General features: G+C 61.7%; 15 protein-coding genes. 1 reads left to right on the forward strand and 14 read right to left on the reverse strand.

The genetic code is table 11. The annotated features are described in order from the left end of the window. The 11 genes from CFII68_RS13640 to CFII68_RS13590 all read right to left on the reverse strand — a co-directional run bounded on the left by CFII68_RS13640 (position 1) and on the right by CFII68_RS13590 (position 13,144). Entirely contained in the window at positions 1-594 is a 594-nt protein-coding gene (locus CFII68_RS13640; protein WP_018607190.1) for an aminodeoxychorismate/anthranilate synthase component II, read from the reverse strand. Between the two features lie 87 nt (positions 595-681). After that, the gene (gene trpE / locus CFII68_RS13635; protein ID WP_018607192.1) at positions 682-2,163 is read right to left on the reverse strand and encodes an anthranilate synthase component I; all 1,482 of its coding nucleotides are present in this window, start codon (positions 2,161-2,163) and stop codon (positions 682-684) included. Between the two features lie 70 nt (positions 2,164-2,233). Continuing rightward, entirely contained in the window at positions 2,234-3,052 is an 819-nt protein-coding gene (locus CFII68_RS13630; RefSeq protein WP_018607195.1) for a phosphoglycolate phosphatase, read from the reverse strand. Further along, positions 3,049-3,723 carry a ribulose-phosphate 3-epimerase gene (gene rpe / locus CFII68_RS13625; protein ID WP_014340498.1) on the reverse strand — a complete coding sequence of 225 codons (675 nt, stop codon included), beginning with the start codon at positions 3,721-3,723 and terminating at the stop codon, positions 3,049-3,051. Before rpe ends, CFII68_RS13630 begins: the two co-directional genes overlap by 4 nt. 78 nt (positions 3,724-3,801) lie before the next feature. Then, the gene (locus tag CFII68_RS13620) at positions 3,802-4,950 is read right to left on the reverse strand and encodes an iron-containing alcohol dehydrogenase (protein ID WP_018607197.1); all 1,149 of its coding nucleotides are present in this window, start codon (positions 4,948-4,950) and stop codon (positions 3,802-3,804) included. 201 nt (positions 4,951-5,151) lie between these two features. Beyond that, positions 5,152-5,976 carry an ABC transporter permease gene (locus CFII68_RS13615; RefSeq protein ID WP_018607199.1) on the reverse strand — a complete coding sequence of 275 codons (825 nt, stop codon included), beginning with the start codon at positions 5,974-5,976 and terminating at the stop codon, positions 5,152-5,154. Between the two features lie 13 nt (positions 5,977-5,989). Beyond that, a complete protein-coding gene (locus tag CFII68_RS13610) occupies positions 5,990-7,237 on the reverse strand; it encodes an ABC transporter permease (RefSeq protein WP_018607201.1) in 1,248 nt (415 codons plus the stop codon). Between the two features lie 187 nt (positions 7,238-7,424). Beyond that, positions 7,425-8,468, reverse strand: a complete 1,044-nt coding sequence (locus tag CFII68_RS13605) for an ABC transporter substrate-binding protein (RefSeq protein WP_003206153.1) — start codon at positions 8,466-8,468, stop codon at positions 7,425-7,427. 49 nt (positions 8,469-8,517) lie between these two features. Then, positions 8,518-9,642 carry an ABC transporter ATP-binding protein gene (locus tag CFII68_RS13600; protein ID WP_018607204.1) on the reverse strand — a complete coding sequence of 375 codons (1,125 nt, stop codon included), beginning with the start codon at positions 9,640-9,642 and terminating at the stop codon, positions 8,518-8,520. A 348-nt stretch (positions 9,643-9,990) separates the two neighbouring features. Next, entirely contained in the window at positions 9,991-10,620 is a 630-nt protein-coding gene (locus tag CFII68_RS13595; protein WP_003206156.1) for a response regulator transcription factor, read from the reverse strand. A 121-nt stretch (positions 10,621-10,741) separates the two neighbouring features. Further along, positions 10,742-13,144, reverse strand: a complete 2,403-nt coding sequence (locus CFII68_RS13590; protein ID WP_018607207.1) for a PAS domain S-box protein — start codon at positions 13,142-13,144, stop codon at positions 10,742-10,744. 74 nt (positions 13,145-13,218) lie between these two features. On the opposite strand from CFII68_RS13590, the gene CFII68_RS13585 reads away from it, so the two are divergent. Then, positions 13,219-14,211: an alpha/beta hydrolase family protein gene (locus tag CFII68_RS13585; protein WP_018607209.1), complete on the forward strand. Its 993-nt coding sequence runs from the start codon at positions 13,219-13,221 to the stop codon at positions 14,209-14,211. A 218-nt stretch (positions 14,212-14,429) separates the two neighbouring features. Here the strand turns inward: CFII68_RS13585 and CFII68_RS13580 are convergent, their stop codons facing one another. The 3 genes from CFII68_RS13580 to CFII68_RS13570 are packed head-to-tail and all read right to left on the reverse strand — an operon-like array spanning position 14,430 to position 16,892. After that, complete coding sequence (locus CFII68_RS13580) at positions 14,430-15,197, reverse strand: TerB family tellurite resistance protein (protein ID WP_018607211.1); 768 nt, start codon at positions 15,195-15,197, stop codon at positions 14,430-14,432. A 1-nt stretch (position 15,198) separates the two neighbouring features. Further along, positions 15,199-15,870 (reverse strand): N-acetylmuramate alpha-1-phosphate uridylyltransferase MurU, encoded by a 672-nt coding sequence (murU, locus tag CFII68_RS13575; protein WP_018607213.1) that lies wholly within the window; start codon positions 15,868-15,870, stop codon positions 15,199-15,201. Then, the gene (locus tag CFII68_RS13570; RefSeq protein WP_018607215.1) at positions 15,867-16,892 is read right to left on the reverse strand and encodes an aminoglycoside phosphotransferase family protein; all 1,026 of its coding nucleotides are present in this window, start codon (positions 16,890-16,892) and stop codon (positions 15,867-15,869) included. Before CFII68_RS13570 ends, murU begins: the two co-directional genes overlap by 4 nt. Positions 16,893-16,993: the final 101 nt, after the last annotated feature.

Here is a 16,993-nt window from a genome sequence, read left to right on the forward strand (position 1 = left end):
TTAGCGCGTGCCGCCGGTTTGTTTGAGAAAGTTGGCGAACAGTTCGTGGCCCTGCTCGGTGAGAATAGACTCGGGATGGAATTGCACACCCTCGATATTCAATGTCTTGTGGCGCAGCCCCATGATTTCATCGACCGAGCCGTCTTCAAGCTGGGTCCAGGCCGTCAGTTCCAGGCAGTCCGGCAGAGTTTCGCGCTTGACGATCAGGGAGTGGTAGCGGGTTACGGTAAGCGGATGATTCAGCCCCTCGAACACGCCCTTGTCCTCGTGGAATACCGGGCTGGTCTTACCGTGCATGACTTGTCGGGCGCGCACCACGTCACCGCCGAACGCCTGGCCGATCGACTGATGCCCCAAACAAACACCCAGGATCGGCAGCTTGCCAGCGAAATACTTGATGGCGTCGATGGAAATGCCCGCTTCGGTCGGCGTGCACGGGCCGGGTGAAACCACGATGCGCTCAGGCTTGAGGGCTTCGATTTCGGCGATGGTCAGTTCGTCGTTGCGCACGACCTTGACCTCGGAGCCCAGCTCGCCGAGGTACTGCACAACGTTGTAGGTAAAAGAGTCGTAGTTATCGATCATCAGCAACATGGCGTAAGCAACCTATTGAATTCACTGGCTTTAAATACAGCCTTCAGGGCAAAAAAGCCCCTTGGCCGCAGGTTGTCGGGGAGGACTTCAGGCGCCTGAAGTCTGCTCCGCCAGCGCCACGGCGCGAAACATGGCCCGTCGCTTGTTCAGGGTCTCTTCCCACTCCAGTGCCGGCACCGAGTCGGCGACAATACCGCCGCCGGCCTGCACGTGCAGTTCACCGTTCTTGATGACCGCGGTGCGAATGGCAATGGCGGTGTCCATGTTGCCGTTCCAGGCGAAGTAACCCACGGCCCCGCCGTACACGCCCCGCTTGACCGGCTCCAGTTCGTCGATGATTTCCATCGCGCGGATTTTCGGCGCGCCGGACAAGGTGCCCGCCGGCAGGATCGCCCGCAACGCGTCCATCGCCGTCAGCCCGGCCTTCAACTGGCCGGTGACGTTGGAAACGATGTGCATCACGTTGGAGTAGCGCTCGATGACCATCTTCTCGGTGAGCTTCACCGAGCCGATTTCCGAGACCCGCCCGGTGTCGTTGCGCCCCAGATCAATCAGCATCAGGTGCTCGGCGATTTCCTTGTCATCCGACAGCAGGTCCTCTTCCAGCGCCCGGTCAGCTTCCTCCGTGGCGCCACGGGGGCGAGTGCCGGCGATCGGCCGCACCGTGATCAGGTTGTCTTCGACCCGCACCAGCACTTCCGGCGAACTGCCCACGACATGGAAGTCGCCGAAGTTGAAGAAGTACATGTACGGCGTCGGGTTGAAACAGCGCAGCGCCCGATAGAGATCGATGGGCGCCGCCTTGAAGTCGATGGACATCCGTTGCGACGGCACGACCTGCATGCAGTCACCGGCGAGGATGTACTCCTTGATGGTATCGACGGCGCGTTCGTAATCGTCCTGGGTGAAACTGGAACGAAACACCGGGTCGGCCGCCGACTGCTTGCTGAAGTCCAGGCCGGGACGCGGAGCGATCGGCTGACGCAACTTTTCCAACAGTGCTTGCAGGCTTTGTTGACCTTGCTCGTAGGCATCTTCCTGGGACGGATCGGCCAGGACGATGGCGTGCATCTTGCCGGCGAGGTTGTCGAAAACGACGACCGCGTCGGACACCATCAGCAAAATATCCGGCACGCCCAGCGGATCGGGGTTCGGGCAGGTGCCCAGGCGTTTTTCCACGTAACGCACGCAGTCGTAGCCGAAATAACCCACCAGGCCACCGTTGAAGCGCGGCAGGCCGGGGATGGTCGGCACGTTGTAGCGGGCCTTGAAGGTTTCGACGAACGCCAGCGGGTCTTCGACTTCGAGGCATTCGATTTCGACGCCGTCGTGGGTCACGCTGATGCGATGGTCATGGACTCGCAGCACCGTGCGGCACGGCAGGCCGATGATGGAATAACGGCCCCATTTCTCGCCGCCCTGCACCGATTCGAGCAAGTAGGAGTTGGGTTGGTCGGCCAACTTGAGGTAGATCGACAGCGGTGTGTCGAAGTCGGCCAGGGTTTCACAAGCAAGGGGGATGCGGTTGTAGCCGGCAGCGGCTAGACGCAGGAATTCTTCGCGGATCATGGGGTGCCTCGTGGCAAGAGGAGCTGACAGTCAGGTATGCAAACGCGCCGGATAACCGGCCAGGATCACGTCAGGCGCGCCAACGCCAGCGGGCCAGGGCCTTCATGACTTTCATCCAGAGTTTGCGAGTGACCACCACGATGGCGTTTCCAGAAGAGGATTGAACAGCGTCGGGCAACGTTATCTCAGCGGCCGGGTCCAGGCAACCGGGAATTAACAGACGCAAATCGTCGATCACCAGCGTCGGAAACTCTTCGGCGATGGGCCGGCCGTGGTTGTAGCCATAACTCAACGCCACGCACTTGACCCCTGCCGCCTTGGCCGCCAGCACATCGCTGCGCGAGTCGCCGACGAACAGGGATTGGGAAGCCGGGATGTTGGCCATTTTCATCACGAAAAACAGCGCGGCCGGATCCGGCTTTTTCTGCGGCAAGGTATCGCCGCCGATGATCCAGCGGAAATAGCGGCCGATTTTCATCTGGTCCAGCAACGGCGCAACGAAGCGCTCCGGTTTGTTGGTAATCAGGGCCATTTCCACGCCCTGCTTTTTCAGCCATTTGAGGGTGGAGCGCACGCCGGGATAGACCACCGTCAGTTGGTGATTGTCTTCGTAGGCGTCATTGAACAACGCCAGCGCCCGCTCGGCCTCGGCATCATCGACACCTTGGGCATCGATGTCATTGGCCAAGGCCCGGCGCACCAGCATGGGCGCGCCGTTGCCGACCCAGTGGCGCACCGAGTCGATACCGGCAGGCGGGCGTCCAAGCTTGAGCAGCATCGTGTCCACGGCCGCCGCGAGGTCCGGGACCGAATCGACCAATGTGCCATCGAGGTCGAACATCACCAGACGCGGCAAGCTGCCGGGGAACAGCTGCTCGAAGCCGCTCATGGGCGCGCCAGGGCCAGTTCGGCGCGCATTTTTGCAATCACCTCTTCGTAGTTCGGTGCGTTGAAGATCGCCGAACCCGCGACGAACGTATCGGCACCGGCCGCGGCGATTTCACGGATATTGTTCACGTTCACGCCACCGTCGATTTCCAGGCGGATATCACGGCCCGAGGCATCGATCAGCGCACGGGCTTCGCGCAGCTTGTCGAGCGTACCCGGGATGAACTTCTGCCCGCCGAAGCCAGGGTTGACGCTCATCAGCAGGATCATGTCGACCTTGTCCATCACGTACTTGAGCACGTCCAGGGGCGTGGCCGGGTTGAACACCAGGCCGGCCTTGCAACCGCCTTCGCGGATCAACTGCAGGGAGCGGTCGATGTGCTGCGTGGCTTCAGGGTGGAAAGTGATGTAGGTAGCACCGGCTTCGATGAAGTCACCGACGATGCGGTCCACCGGACTGACCATCAAGTGCGCGTCGATCGGCGCGGTGACGCCGTACTTGCGCAGCGCCGCGCAGACCATCGGGCCGATGGTCAGGTTGGGCACGTAGTGGTTGTCCATGACATCGAAGTGGACGATGTCGGCCCCGGCGGCCAGAACGTTGTCCACTTCCTCGCCCAGGCGGGCGAAGTCGGCAGAGAGAATCGACGGAGCAATAGCGAAGGGCTGCATGACGCACCTGTTTTGAGCGAAATCACGATGGCGCGCATTGTATACCTCAAGATTTGGCGCGCCCACCGTGACAATCGATCAATACGCCGCGCGGTAGATCTTCTCGATATCGGCGGCGCTCAGTTGGCGTGGATTGTTGCGCATTAGCCGTTCTATTCCCGCCGCTTCCACCGCCATGGAGGGAATCACGTCATCGGTCACGCCCAGGCTGCTGAGGCCCTTGGGTATTTCCACGGCAGCACACAGCGTAATCATCGCCTCCACAGCCTCATCGGCCGCCTCGAGATCGCTCAGGTGAGCGGTCTTGATGCCCATGGCTTCGGCGATATCACGCATGCGCTCGACACAGGCCATCTTGTTCCAGGTCATGACATACGGCAGCAACAAGGCGTTGGCAACGCCATGGGACACGTGAAAACGCCCGCCCAACGGATAGGCCAGCGCATGCACCGCCCCGACCCCGGCATTGCCGAATGCCATGCCGGCCATCAGGCTGGCCGTGGCCATGTCTTCCCGGGCTTGCAGGTGAGCCGGGTTGGCATAGGCCTTGGGCAGCGCGCGGCTGATCAGCTTGATTGCGCCGATCGCCAGGGCATCGGTGATGGGTGAAGCATTGAGCGACAGATAGGCCTCGATGGCGTGTGCCAGCGCATCAACGCCACTGGCAGCCGTGACGCCGCGCGGGCAGGTGAGGGTCATCTGCGGACTGACCAGCGCCACGTCCGGCAACAGATAATCGCTGACGATGCCTTTTTTCAGCTGCGCGGCCTTGTCGGAGAGGATCGCCACGTTGGTGACTTCCGAACCAGTACCGGCCGTGGTCGGGATGGCAATCATGGGCGGGCCTTTGCGAGGCACCTGATCGACACCGAACATATCCTGCAGCTCGCCGTGGTACCCGGCATAGACCCCCACGCACTTGGCGATGTCGATGGCACTGCCGCCACCCAGGCCGATCAAGCCATCATGACCACCGTCGCGGTAGGCTTGCATGCAGTCCTCGACAATGGCGATTTCCGGGTCCGGCATGACCCGGTCGAAAATCTCGTAGTCCCGTCCGCCCAGATGTTGCAGGGCCAGTTCCACGGTGCCGGACTTGACCAACGCCGCATCGGTCACGATCAGTGGGTTGTCGACGTCCAGCCGGGTCAGCTCAGCCGCCAGTTGCTCGATGGCAGCGGCACCGGTGATCAGTTTATGGGCGATCTTGAATGAGGAAAGACTCATGTGCGCGGCCTCTTATTCGAGTATGGGCTGGCACAAGGATAGCTCGGTATTGAGGGTTGTCAGCTATTGAGCTTATGAATACACCGCAAACCCAATGTGGGAGCGGGCTTGCTCGCGAATGCGGCGGAACATCCAACATCTATGTCGACTGTTACACCGCTTTCGCGAGCAAGCCCGCTCCCACAGGGACCAACGCTGGCCTCAGACTTGGGTAGTACGCAGCTTCTCGCTACGCCCACGCAACCACTCCAGGGTCAGCAACAGGATCACCGAGAAGGCAATCAGCAGGGTCGCCGCCGCCGCGATGGTGGGGCTGAGGTTTTCGCGGATGCCGCTGAACATCTGCCGTGGCAGGGTTGCCTGCTCGGGGCCGGCCAGGAACAGGGTCACCACCACCTCATCGAACGACGTCGCGAAGGCGAACAGCGCGCCAGAGATCACGCCTGGGGCGATCAACGGCAGGGTCACCCGACGAAACGCCGTCAGTGGCGAAGCCCCGAGGCTGGCAGCGGCCCGAACCAGGTTGTGGTTGAACCCCTGCAGGGTCGCCGACACCGTGATGATGACGAACGGTACACCCAGCACGGCGTGGACCACGATCAGCGAGAAGAAGCTGTTGCCCATCCCCAACGGTGCGAAAAACAGGTAACTGGCCACGCCGATGATCACCACCGGCACCACCATGGGCGAAATCACCAGGGCCATCACCAGTGCCTTGCCTGGGAAGTCACCACGGGTCAGGCCGATGGCCGCGAGCGTGCCGAAGATCATCGCCAGCAACGTCGCTGCCGGAGCCACGATGATGCTGTTTTTCAGCGCCCGCATCCATTCGGCCGAGGCGAAGAAATCGTGATACCACTGCAGCGAGAAACCTTGCAGCGGGTACACCAGGAAACTGCCGGAGTTGAACGACAGCGGAATGATCACCAGCACCGGCAGGATCAGGAACAACAGGATCAACCCGCAGAGTATGCGCAGACTGTAGAACCACACCCGCTCAATGGGGGACATGTAAGGACTCACCATTTTCGATCTCCCCTTAGCTCAGGCGCAGGCGACTGGCGCCCACCAACCAGCTGTAAATCAGATAAAGCACGATGGTCGCCAGCAACAGCAGCCCGCCGAGCGCCGTGGCCATGCCCCAGTTAATGCTGGTATTGGTGTAGAACGCGACGAAGTAGCTGACCATCTGATCGTTCGGGCTGCCCAGCAGCGCCGGCGTGATGTAGTAGCCGATGGCAAGGATGAACACCAACAGGCAACCGGCACCGACACCTGCATAGGTCTGTGGGAAGTACACCCGCCAGAAACTGGCGAACGGGTGACAGCCCAGGGAGATCGCCGCCCGCATGTAAGTAGGCGAGATGCCTTTCATCACGCTGTAGATCGGCAGGATCATGAATGGCAGCAGGATGTGGACCATGGAGATATACACACCGGTGCGGTTGAACACCAGTTCCAGAGGCTTATCGATGACGCCCATGGCCATCAGGGCGCTGTTGATCAAGCCGCCCGACTGCAACAGCACGATCCATGCGGCGACTCGCACCAGGATCGAGGTCCAGAACGGCAGCAGCACCAGGATCATCAACAGGTTGCTTTGGCGCGATGGCAGGTTCGCCAGCAGGTAGGCCAGCGGATAGGCCAGCACCAGGCAGATCGCGGTGATCACCAAGCCCATCCAGAACGTGCGGGTGAAGATATCCAGGTAAATAGCCTGGTCAGGGGTGGCTGGGGCCAGCTCGCCGAGGTCATCGATGCGGTGATCGACGGCCGCCAGCAGGTAATACGGGGTAACGTCGCTGGTGTTGCGGCGGATCACCTGCCAGTACGCGGGGTCGCCCCAACGCTCATCGAGGTTTTCCAAGGCTTCTTTATAGGAAGCCGGCTCGGTGGCAAACGGCAACGCCCGAGCGGTCTTGGTCAGCAGGCTGCGATAGCCGGCCAGTTCCATGTTCAGGCGCTTGGACAAGTCGCCCAAGGTCTGATTCTTGCGGGCTTCGGCCAGGTCTTCACTGGCAGCCTTGTACACTGGTTCGCCCGGCAAACCGCGTCCGTCCCAGGCAGCGACGGCGGCGACAGTGCGCGGCATGGCGCCCACCACCTCCGGGTTGCTGACGCTTTTGAACAGCAGCGCCACGATCGGCACCAGGAACACCAGCAACAGAAACAGCACCAGCGGCGCGATCAAGGCCTGGGCCTTCCAGCGGTTGATCCGCTCGGCGTGCTTGAGCCGCTGCTTGAGGGTGGGGCTGGTGCCCGCGTTCAGTGGAACGGCGATGGCCATGGCGAACTCCGCAAATCTCTTTGATCGTTACAGGGGCGGCGGGCCGCCTCTGTTCTTTTGAAACACCCAACTGGTGCAAAACCTGTGGGAGCGGGCTTGCTCGCGAAAGCGCTGGGTCAGCCAACACTGATGTTGGAAGTGATGACGCCTTCGCGAGCAAGCCCGCTCCCACACAACCGTCACCGGTTTACTTGGCAGCCCAGGAGTTGAAGCGCTGTTCCAGTTGCTCGCCGTTGTCAGCCCAGAAGCTGACGTCGATCTGCACTTGGTTGGCGATGTTTTCCGGGGTGGTCGGCATGTCCTTCAGGACATCCTTGGCCAACAGCGGTACAGCCTGGGTATTGGCCGGACCGTAGGCGATGTTTTCCGAGTAGGTCTTCTGCTGCTGCGGCGCCACCGAGAAAGCGATGAATTTCTTCGCAGCTTCGGCGCGGGTCTTGTCCAGGCCGCGTGGGATGGCCCACGCATCAAAGTCGTAGATGCCGCCGTTCCACACCACTTTCAGGTTGCTTTCTTTCTGTACCGCGGCGATCCGGCCGTTGTAGGCCGAGCTCATGACCACGTCACCGGAAGCCAGGTACTGCGGCGGCTGGGCGCCAGCTTCCCACCACTGGATGTTCGGCTTGAGCTCATCGAGCTTCTTGAACGCACGGTCCTGGCCGTCTTTGCCAGCCAGCACTTTGTAGACGTCTTTCGGCGCTACGCCGTCGGCCATCAAGGCGAATTCCAGGGTGTACTTGGCGCCCTTGCGCAGGCCGCGTTTGCCCGGGAATTGCTTGGTGTCCCAGAAGTCTGCCCAACTGGTCGGCGCGGTCTTGAGTTTGTCGGCGTTGTAGGCCAGCACGGTCGACCACACGAAGAAGCCCACGCCGCAAGGCTGAATGGCGCCCTTGACGTAGTCTTCGGCCTTGCCGAACAGGGCCGGATCGAGTTGTTCGAACATGTCTTCGTCACAACCACGGGACAATTCCGGGGACTCGACCTCTACCAAATCCCAGGAAACGCTCTTGGTATCGACCATGGCCTTGACCTTGGCCATTTCGCCGTTGTACTCGCCAGCCACGATCTTGCCGTTGCCAGCCGCTTCCCACGGTGCGTAGAAGGCTTTGACCTGAGCCGCCTTGTTCGCCCCACCGAAAGACACCACGGTCAGGTCCGGGCCCGCCGCCATCGCGCTTGCCGCACCCATCATGCCCAGTGTCAGGGCTGTGAACTTCAGGGATCTCAACATTTATTGTTCTCTCCACGTGCAGGGTTGGTGTTGGTACAGCAGGGGGCGATCAATTCGCCTCTAGAAGGGGATCGAGCGCACGCACATGCTCGACTTGCCAGCCAAGCGGAACCACGTCCCCGACGGCGAGCCCGGGATCGAGCTCGGCAATCGGCTGTTTCACGAAGAAGTCGGTCTTGCCGCAGACTTCCAGGCGAACCCGGACGTGGTCGCCCAGATAGATGAATTCCGCCACCCTCCCTGAGAAGCGGTTGACACATTGTTCGCTTGCGCCGTTGAGACTCACCCGCTCCGGGCGGATCGACAGGGTCACCGGCTCGCCGGGCTGGCCGACGTTCACCGCCAGTGCCTCGACCTTTTCACCGCGCCCCAGCTCCACCAGGCAGCGCTCGCCGGTTTGACTGTGCAGACGACCGTTGAGACGGTTGTTCTCGCCAATGAAGTTGGCGACGAAGGTGTTTTTCGGCTCTTCATACAGGGTGCGCGGCGGGGCGATCTGCTGGATCTCGCCCTGATGGAACACCGCCACGCGGTCGGACATGGTCAAGGCTTCGCCCTGGTCATGGGTCACGTAGACCACTGTCACGCCAAGGCGCTGGTGCAGGTGTTTGATTTCCATCTGCATGTGCTCGCGAAGCTGCTTGTCCAGCGCACCCAGGGGTTCGTCCATCAGCACCAGCTGCGGCTCGAATACCAGCGCCCGGGCCAGGGCTACCCGTTGTTGCTGGCCGCCGGACAATTGCGCCGGGTAGCGTTGGGCGAAGCTGTCCAGCTGGACCATGCTCAAGACGCGCTTGACCCGATCACTCACATCGCTCTTGTTCAAGCCTCGCACGGTCAGCGGGAACGCCAGGTTCTCGGCAACGGTCATGTGCGGGAACAAGGCGTAGTTCTGGAACACCATGCCGATGTCGCGCTTGTGCGGTGGCACATTGTTGATCGAGCGCCCGGCCAGCAGAATCTCACCGGCGGTTGGGGTCTCAAACCCGGCGAGCATCATCAGGCTGGTGGTCTTGCCAGAGCCGGAGGGCCCGAGCAGGGTCAGGAATTCGCCTTTGCGAATATCCAGGTTGAGGTCTTTGACGATCAGGTTCTCGCCGTCGTAGCTCTTTTGCACACCACGAAAGCTGACCAGTACATCACTGGCCCCCGCGCTTGAATCGACCTGGCTCATACCCGCACCTTTTGTATTGATGACTGCTTGTGAGTCAAGCCTAGTGGAGCCTGGGGCCCGCGCAAATCGGGACGCAGGAGAGAATCACCTCAGCGGGATGGAAGAGTCGGGGTAGGGATTGCCCTACAGGGATGGCGGGATTGGGTAAATGCAGTGGCGCGTTTTAAGCGGCAAGCCGCAAGTAGGGGCAAAAAGCGCTGTTGGGGTGTGTCGCAAATGGATATGCCAACGCATTCCCCTGTGGGAGCGGGCTTGCTCGCGAAGGCGGTGTATCAGTCGACACATGTGTTGGATGTCAGACCGCCTTCGCGAGCAAGCCCGCTCCCACAGTAAGGATGGTGGGCGGGCTTAGAGCAGCTTGTGCTCCATCGCATATTTCACCAGTTCCGCCAATGAGGTGATGTTGAGCTTCTGCATCAGCCGCGCCTTGTGGGTGCTGATGGTCTTGCTGCTCAGGGCCAGTTGCTGGGCGATGTCGTTGACGTTGGCGCCCTGGGCCAGGCGTTCGAAGACTGAGAATTCACGCTCGGACAGCAGCGAGTGCAGCGGTCGCGTGTCGGTCAGGCCGACTTCAAAGACCATGCGGTCGGCCAGGTCCGGGTCGATGTAGCGCCCGCCAGCCGCGACCTTGCGAATCGCCATGAGCAGCAAGGCCGGGTCGCTGTCCTTGGTCGCGTAGCCGGCGGCGCCGACCTTCAGGGCGCGGGCGGCCATTTGCGCCTCGTCATGCATCGACAGCACCAGGATGGCCGGCGGATTGTTCAGCGCCCGGATCCGTGGGATCGCCTCCAGGCCGTTGACGCCCGGCATGGAAATATCCAGCAGCACCACTTCGCAGGGCACATGCCGTAAGGTTTCGAGCAACTGTTCGCCATTGCTCGCCTCCCCCACCACCACCAGATCCTTGGCCAGGCCGATCAACTGCTTGATGCCTTCGCGGACGATGGTGTGGTCTTCGGCTACCAGTACACGGATCACATTGTTCTCCAGATTCAGGATCTCATCGCGAGCAAGCTCGCTCCCACAGGGTGTATCTACATCTCAATCAATGTGGGAGCGAGCTTGCTCGCGATTGGGCCCGCCCAGGCAACCCACCCCATCAGGCCTCCTGCAACGGCACCCGCACCGACAGGGTCGTCCCCTCCCCCGGCTCACTCTCCAGGGTCAACTGCCCGCCCATGATCAACACCCGTTCACGCATGCCGACCAGGCCAAAGGAGGTTGGCCGACCCGTATCGGCAATAAATCCTACACCGTCGTCGCTGACGGTCAGACACAATTCGTCGTCGTCCTGAACCAGCGTCAGCTCTACAGTATGCGCCTGGGCATGGCGCATCACGTTGGTCAGCGCTTCCTGGAGAATCCGGAACAGGCCAATGGCCTTGGCGTCGCTCAGGGGCGGCAGGTTGTCCGGCACCTGCACCAGGCACGGGATCTGCGTACGCGCCTCGAAACGCCGGGCCTGCCATTCGATAGCCGAGGCAATGCCCGCATCCAGGATCGGCGGGCGCAAGGCCGTCGCCACGTCCCGCACCAGTTGGAACAACTGGGCAATCAAGCGCTTCATGCTGTTAAGCCGCTCATGCAGGCCCGGATCAAGTTGTGCGTAGGCCAATTCACACATGGACGTTTCAAGCTTCAACACCGTCAGCATCTGACCCAGCTCATCGTGGACCTCCCGGGCGATGCGCGCCTTCTCCTCTTCCCGCACGCTTTCCAGGTGCGCCGACAACTCGCGCAACTGCTCCCGGGAGCTGGCCAGTTCCAGCTCGATGCGCTTGCTTTCGGTGATGTCCCAGACGATTCCGTCCCAAACGTAGGCGCCATCTTCCAGACGACGGGTGATCGCCTTGATCTCGGCCCAACGCTCCTGGCCTTCGCGGGTCAGGATGCGGCCCTGCCATGACCAGTCACTGTCAGTGTCCAGCGCCTGGTCCTGGGTACGGTGGTAATCGGCCTTGTCCTGCGGGTGCACCAGGCTGCGCAGCCCGGTGTCGCTGCGGGCCAAGGTCGCGGGGGAATAACCCACCAGGCTTTCGCTGCCCTCGCTGATGTAGGCAAAGTCGATCTGGCCGGTCACCGGCGCCCGCTCCAGGCGAAAGACCAGGCCTGGCACATTGGCGGCGATGCCTTGCAACCGCGCTTCGCTTTCGCGCAACGCCGCCAGCGCACGTCGGCGTTCGGTCACGTCGTTGAGGTAGACCACCAGGTATTCGGCGTCGCGAAAACGCAGGAAGCTCAGGGAAACGTCAGCCGGCAGGATGCTGCCATCGGCTCGCACGCATTCGGTCTCGAAACTCTGCGGCCCGTCGTCACTGGCCCGGGCGCGCTTCCACAGGTTCAGCCAGCGATCCATGTGCAAGCCCGGCTCGAAGTCGATCAAAGGGCGGTCGATGATCGCGCCCGAGGCGTAGCCGAGCATGGTTTCGGCCGCTCGGTTGGCATAACGCACGTGGCTGTCCCAATTGACCCAAAGGATGCCGACCGTGCTTTGATCGATGGAAAACTGCGTCAGGCGCAAGGCTTCTTCGCTGGCAGCGCGCTGGACGATGTCCTCCTTCGCGGCTCGCAGACGGCGCTCCAGTGCGCGTTGCTGGCGGCGCTGCCAGAACACGATGGCAATGCTGCTGAGCAGTAGAACCAGAATCAACAGCGTCAGGTTCTGCCAGAAGCCCGGGGTCTCGGTCAGGCGTGGGTATTTTGGCTTGAGCCAACGGCTGTGCAGTTGCTCCAGATCCTTGGCCGGGATCGCCTGCAAACCGCTGTCGATGATCTCGGCCAGTTCCGGCCAGTCCCGGCGCGTGGCAACCCGCAGCAACTGCGGCAGGCCAATGTCGCCCACTACCGCCAGCTCAGCGAATTCGGGCTCGACCATCAGCCGCCCGAGTTGTGCCTCGTCGACCACCGCATATCGGGCCTGCTGGGTCAGCAATAATTGCAGGGCTTCGCGCTCCATCGGCACACCTTGCAGATTCAGCGCCGGGTAGTTGCTGCGCAAGTAATCGGCTATGGCGCTGGGCATGCGCACCGCGACCCGGGCCTGGGTGTCGAGTTTTTCCAACTCCACCCCTTCGGCCCCCTTCTGCGCGCCGACGATCAATTGCGGCACGCGCATATAGGGATCGGAAAACTGCCAGAGCTTGAGCCCGCCCGGGGATTGGGTCAGGCCCGGAGCAATGTCCACCTCGCCGGCGCGCACCGCGGCTTCCAGTTGCGCCACGTCCTGGAAATTGCGCCAGGTCAGCTCGACGTTCAACGCCTTGCCCAGCCATTGCATCAACTCGACGTTGGTGCCGGACAAACGCTGCAAGCGCCGGTCGTATTGCGCATAGGGCGCCTGCAACACCAGGCCAACCCGCCATTGCGGATGCTGCACCAGCCATTGGCGCTGCCCTGCATTCAATTGCACCCCGTGCGCCGACGGCGCGGGCGCGGGCGCGGCCCACGCCATCAAGGGAAGCCATAAACAGCCGATAACCCACAGGCAGCAAAAACGCATCATCGAAGTCTCATGCACTGACAAATACTGACCAACCCATTAGGCTGCCGGAAATACTTCTGGTCATGGAATATCCGATGCCCTCTGTTTATCGCCTGGCGTTGCCAGCATTGTGCCTGTCGCTGATCCTGCCAAGTGCCTTTTCTGTACAGGCCAGCGAAACGGCCCCCGCCGCCGAGCAACCTGCCGAAGAAAAACCCGTCGAGCGCCAGCCTTTGCTCGAGCGTAGCCAGGAAGAAGCGAGCGCACTTGAACGAAAAGTCCCGGTCCAGGAACAGCAACAGTTGCAGACTGGCAGCGATACCTTCCTGGCGCTGTGGAAACCGGCCAATACCAGTGATCCCAGGGGCGCAGTCATCATAATCCCCGGTGCTGGCGAAACAGCTGACTGGCCTCAAGTTATCGGCCCTTTGCGGAAAAAGTTGCCCGATGTTGAATGGAGCAGCCTGAGTATCACCCTGCCGGACCTGCAAAGCGACGTCATTGCACCGCGCGTGGTGCAAGCACCACCTGAGACCAAGCCGGCCGACACCGCTGCCGCAGCACCGGACGCCACCACTGCGGCACCGATCGAACAGGTCGCCGGTGGCGAAGCCGATGCGATAGATCCAGTCGTTGCCCCAACCGATGAAGAACACGCCAAGGCCGACGCCGAGCGCATCTTCGCCCGTATCGATGCCGCGCTGGCCTACGCCGAACAGCAAAGCGCACGCCGCATCGTGCTGCTGGGCCATGGCACCGGCGCCTATTGGGCAGCACGTTACTTGAGTGAGCGGCAGCCCTCGCAAGTCGAACGCTTCGTGATGGTGGCCGCCCAGACCCCGGTTACCGCCAAGCCCGCCCTGGCCGAACTGACCCCGACCTTGAAACTGGCGACCGCCGACATTTTCTACATGGACAAGCCGCTGGATCGCAACGCGGCGCTGGAGCGCTTGCAGGCGAGCAAACGCTTGAAAGGCTCGACCTTCAGCCAGGTGTCCCTCAAGGCCCTGCCGAACCAGGCGGCGGAGCAAGAACAGCTGTTTCGTCGGGTTCGGGGTTGGTTGAATCCGCAGAGGACGGGGGAGTAAGGGCTGGCTCTGCCCCCTTCACCGTGGCAAGGGAGCTTGCTCCCGCTGGACCGCGCTGTAGGAGCTGCCGAGCGAAGCGAGGCTGCGATCTTTCCAAGACCAGTTGAATATCAAGCGAAAGATCAAGATCAAAAGATCGTCCGAACGCGGCCCGAGCCTTCGGCAGCTCCTACCCCAGCCGAGCGGGAGCAAGCTCCCTCGCCACAGGGGGCAGTGGGCTAGCGAAAATCCCGCCGCTCGCGAATCAGTCGATAGGCGTTATGCAGCTCTCGGGTTTTGTCGGTGGCTTCACGCACCTGCAAGGGCGTTGCCCCGCTGCCGGCAATCTTGTCCGGGTGATGACGGCTGAGCAGGCGACGATAAGCGCGCTTGATCTGCGACGGTTCGCTGGTGGCCGAAACCCCCAGCAAGCGCATTGCTTCCTGGTAGGTCACACCACTGTTGGGCCGCGACAGTTTCTGCGGCTCGTAATCAGCCGCCAGCGCCTGGACCTGTTGCGGCGTCCAGCCCAGCCACCGGCCCCACTGAGTCACCAGTTCTCGCTCGGTGACACCGGCACGCCCATCGGCCCAGACCATCCGCCAACACGCGCGCAATACCCCTTCAGCCGCATGGGGCTGAACGGCCAGGCGGCGCATGTAACCGCGCAAGCGATCGTTTCCGGACTTGCCCCGGTTGAACGCCGCGATCGCCCGGCGCTGCGCTGATTCGCTCAAGTCCAGCGCACGCATTTCCTGACGAGCCTGCTGGATGTGGCCATCGACCACACGCCCATCACTTTTCGCCAGACGCCCGAGCAATACAAACAACAACTCATCGTTGCGTAACGCCGGACGTCCCCCCAGGCGCTCACGTACCTGCGCCCAGCCCTGCAGGTTCAGGCGCCGATCCAGTGCCTGTCCCAACAACGCCCCAAGCATGGCCCCCGGGATGCTGGCTATGGCAAAGCCCGCCCCGGCTCCAATCAGAGTCCCTGGCCACCACATATCAACCGCTCGCTTCTATCAAGGTTTCGACCTGCGCCAAACGTTCATGGGTGCCGACATCGACCCAATGCCCTTTGAGGTGCTCGCCACTGACGCGCCCCTCGGCCATGGCCGCGCGCAACAGCGGTGCGAGCTTGAACGCACCGTCCGAGCAACCGTCGAACAACCGCGGGTGCAGGACGGCAATGCCGCTATAGGTCAGGTTGTCGGCAGGCGCGTGCCTATCGTGAACCTTTCCGTCGACCAGGACGAAATCGCCGCCTGGGTGATGCTCGGGATTATCGACGAGCACCAGATGCGCCAACCCTTCGAGCGGCCGGCGCAAAGCACTGAAATCGTAGTCGGTCCAGACATCACCATTCACCACCACAAACGCTTCATCGCCCAGCAGCGGCAAGGCCCGGAAGATTCCACCGCCGGTTTCCAGCGGCTCGCCTTCGGGGGAAAACCGAATGTTCACGCCAAACCGTGAGCCGTCCCCCAGGTGATCTTCGATCTGCTGACCGAGCCAGGCGTGATTGATCACGATCTCGGTGAACCCGGCCCGCGCCAGCGCCCGCAAGTGGTATTCGATCAAGGGAACACCACCGACGCGAATCAACGGTTTTGGCGTGGTAAGGGTCAAGGGCCGCATGCGTTCGCCCTTGCCCGCCGCCAGGATCATCGCCTTCATGCCGTTGCTCCGGCCGATTGCCGCAGGCTGCCCAGCAGTTCATCGAGCGGTGCCAGTTCCGGACGACGGGCAATGACCGCTTCTATATAAGCAAAGAAACGCGGCACATCGCCGAGGTAACGTGGCTTGCCGTCACGATGACAAATGCGCGCGAAGATCCCGATGACCTTGAGATGGCGCTGCACGCCCATCAAGTCGCTGGCCCGCAGGAAGTCCTCAAGATCCGGCTGGACGGGAATGCCGAGGGCGCCGGCCTGCTGCCAGTAACTCTCCAGCCAGCCGCGCACACGCGCCTCGGGCCAACTGAGGAAGGCATCCTTGAACAGACACGTCACGTCGTAGGTGACGGGGCCATAGACCGCATCCTGAAAATCCAGCACGCCGGGGTTCGGCACGCTGAGCATCAGGTTGCGCGGCATGTAGTCGCGGTGCACCAGTACTTTGGGCTGGGCCAGGGCACTGTCGATCAGCAGCTCGCTGGCCTGCTGCCAGAGTTGCTGCTGGGCCGAATCCAATTCGATACCCAGCTCGCGCTTGACGTACCACTCAGGGAACAATTCCAGCTCCCGACGCAGCAACGCGACATCGTAGCTCGGCAACGGCGCAACCATCGGCAGTTGCTGGAAAGCCAACAAGGCTTGCAGGGCATCGCGGAATAAATCGTCGGCATTTTCGCCGGTGATCACGTCCAGATAGGTCTGGTTGCCCAAGTCATTGAGCAAAAGAAAGCCGCGTTCGAGGTCTTCGGCATAAATTTTTGGCACGTTAATGCCAGATTTCGCCAGCAAAAAAGCAATATCCACGAAGGGTTTGCAGTTTTCCTGGGGCGGTGGCGCATCCATTACGATCAAACTGCGACCCTCGCCTTCCCAGCGGAAATAACGCCGAAAACTCGCGTCACTGCTGGCGGCGGTCAACGTGGCCGGGGGTACGGCACCCCAGCCCTGTTGAGTGAAAAGGATCGGCAGTTGTTCATCGAGCCAAACTTTCAGGTGTTGCAAGCGTACATCTTGGTCGGGCATTGCAAGGGTCTCCGACGGCGCTAGCCGTCAAGCGGGTCATGCTTTATTATCCAGCATCTTTTTCAGACCATCGAGAGGCGTGCGGCCCACACCGCGGGCAG

This window comes from Pseudomonas sp. CFII68 (assembly GCF_000416195.1).
Lineage (GTDB): Bacteria > Pseudomonadota > Gammaproteobacteria > Pseudomonadales > Pseudomonadaceae > Aquipseudomonas > Aquipseudomonas kilonensis.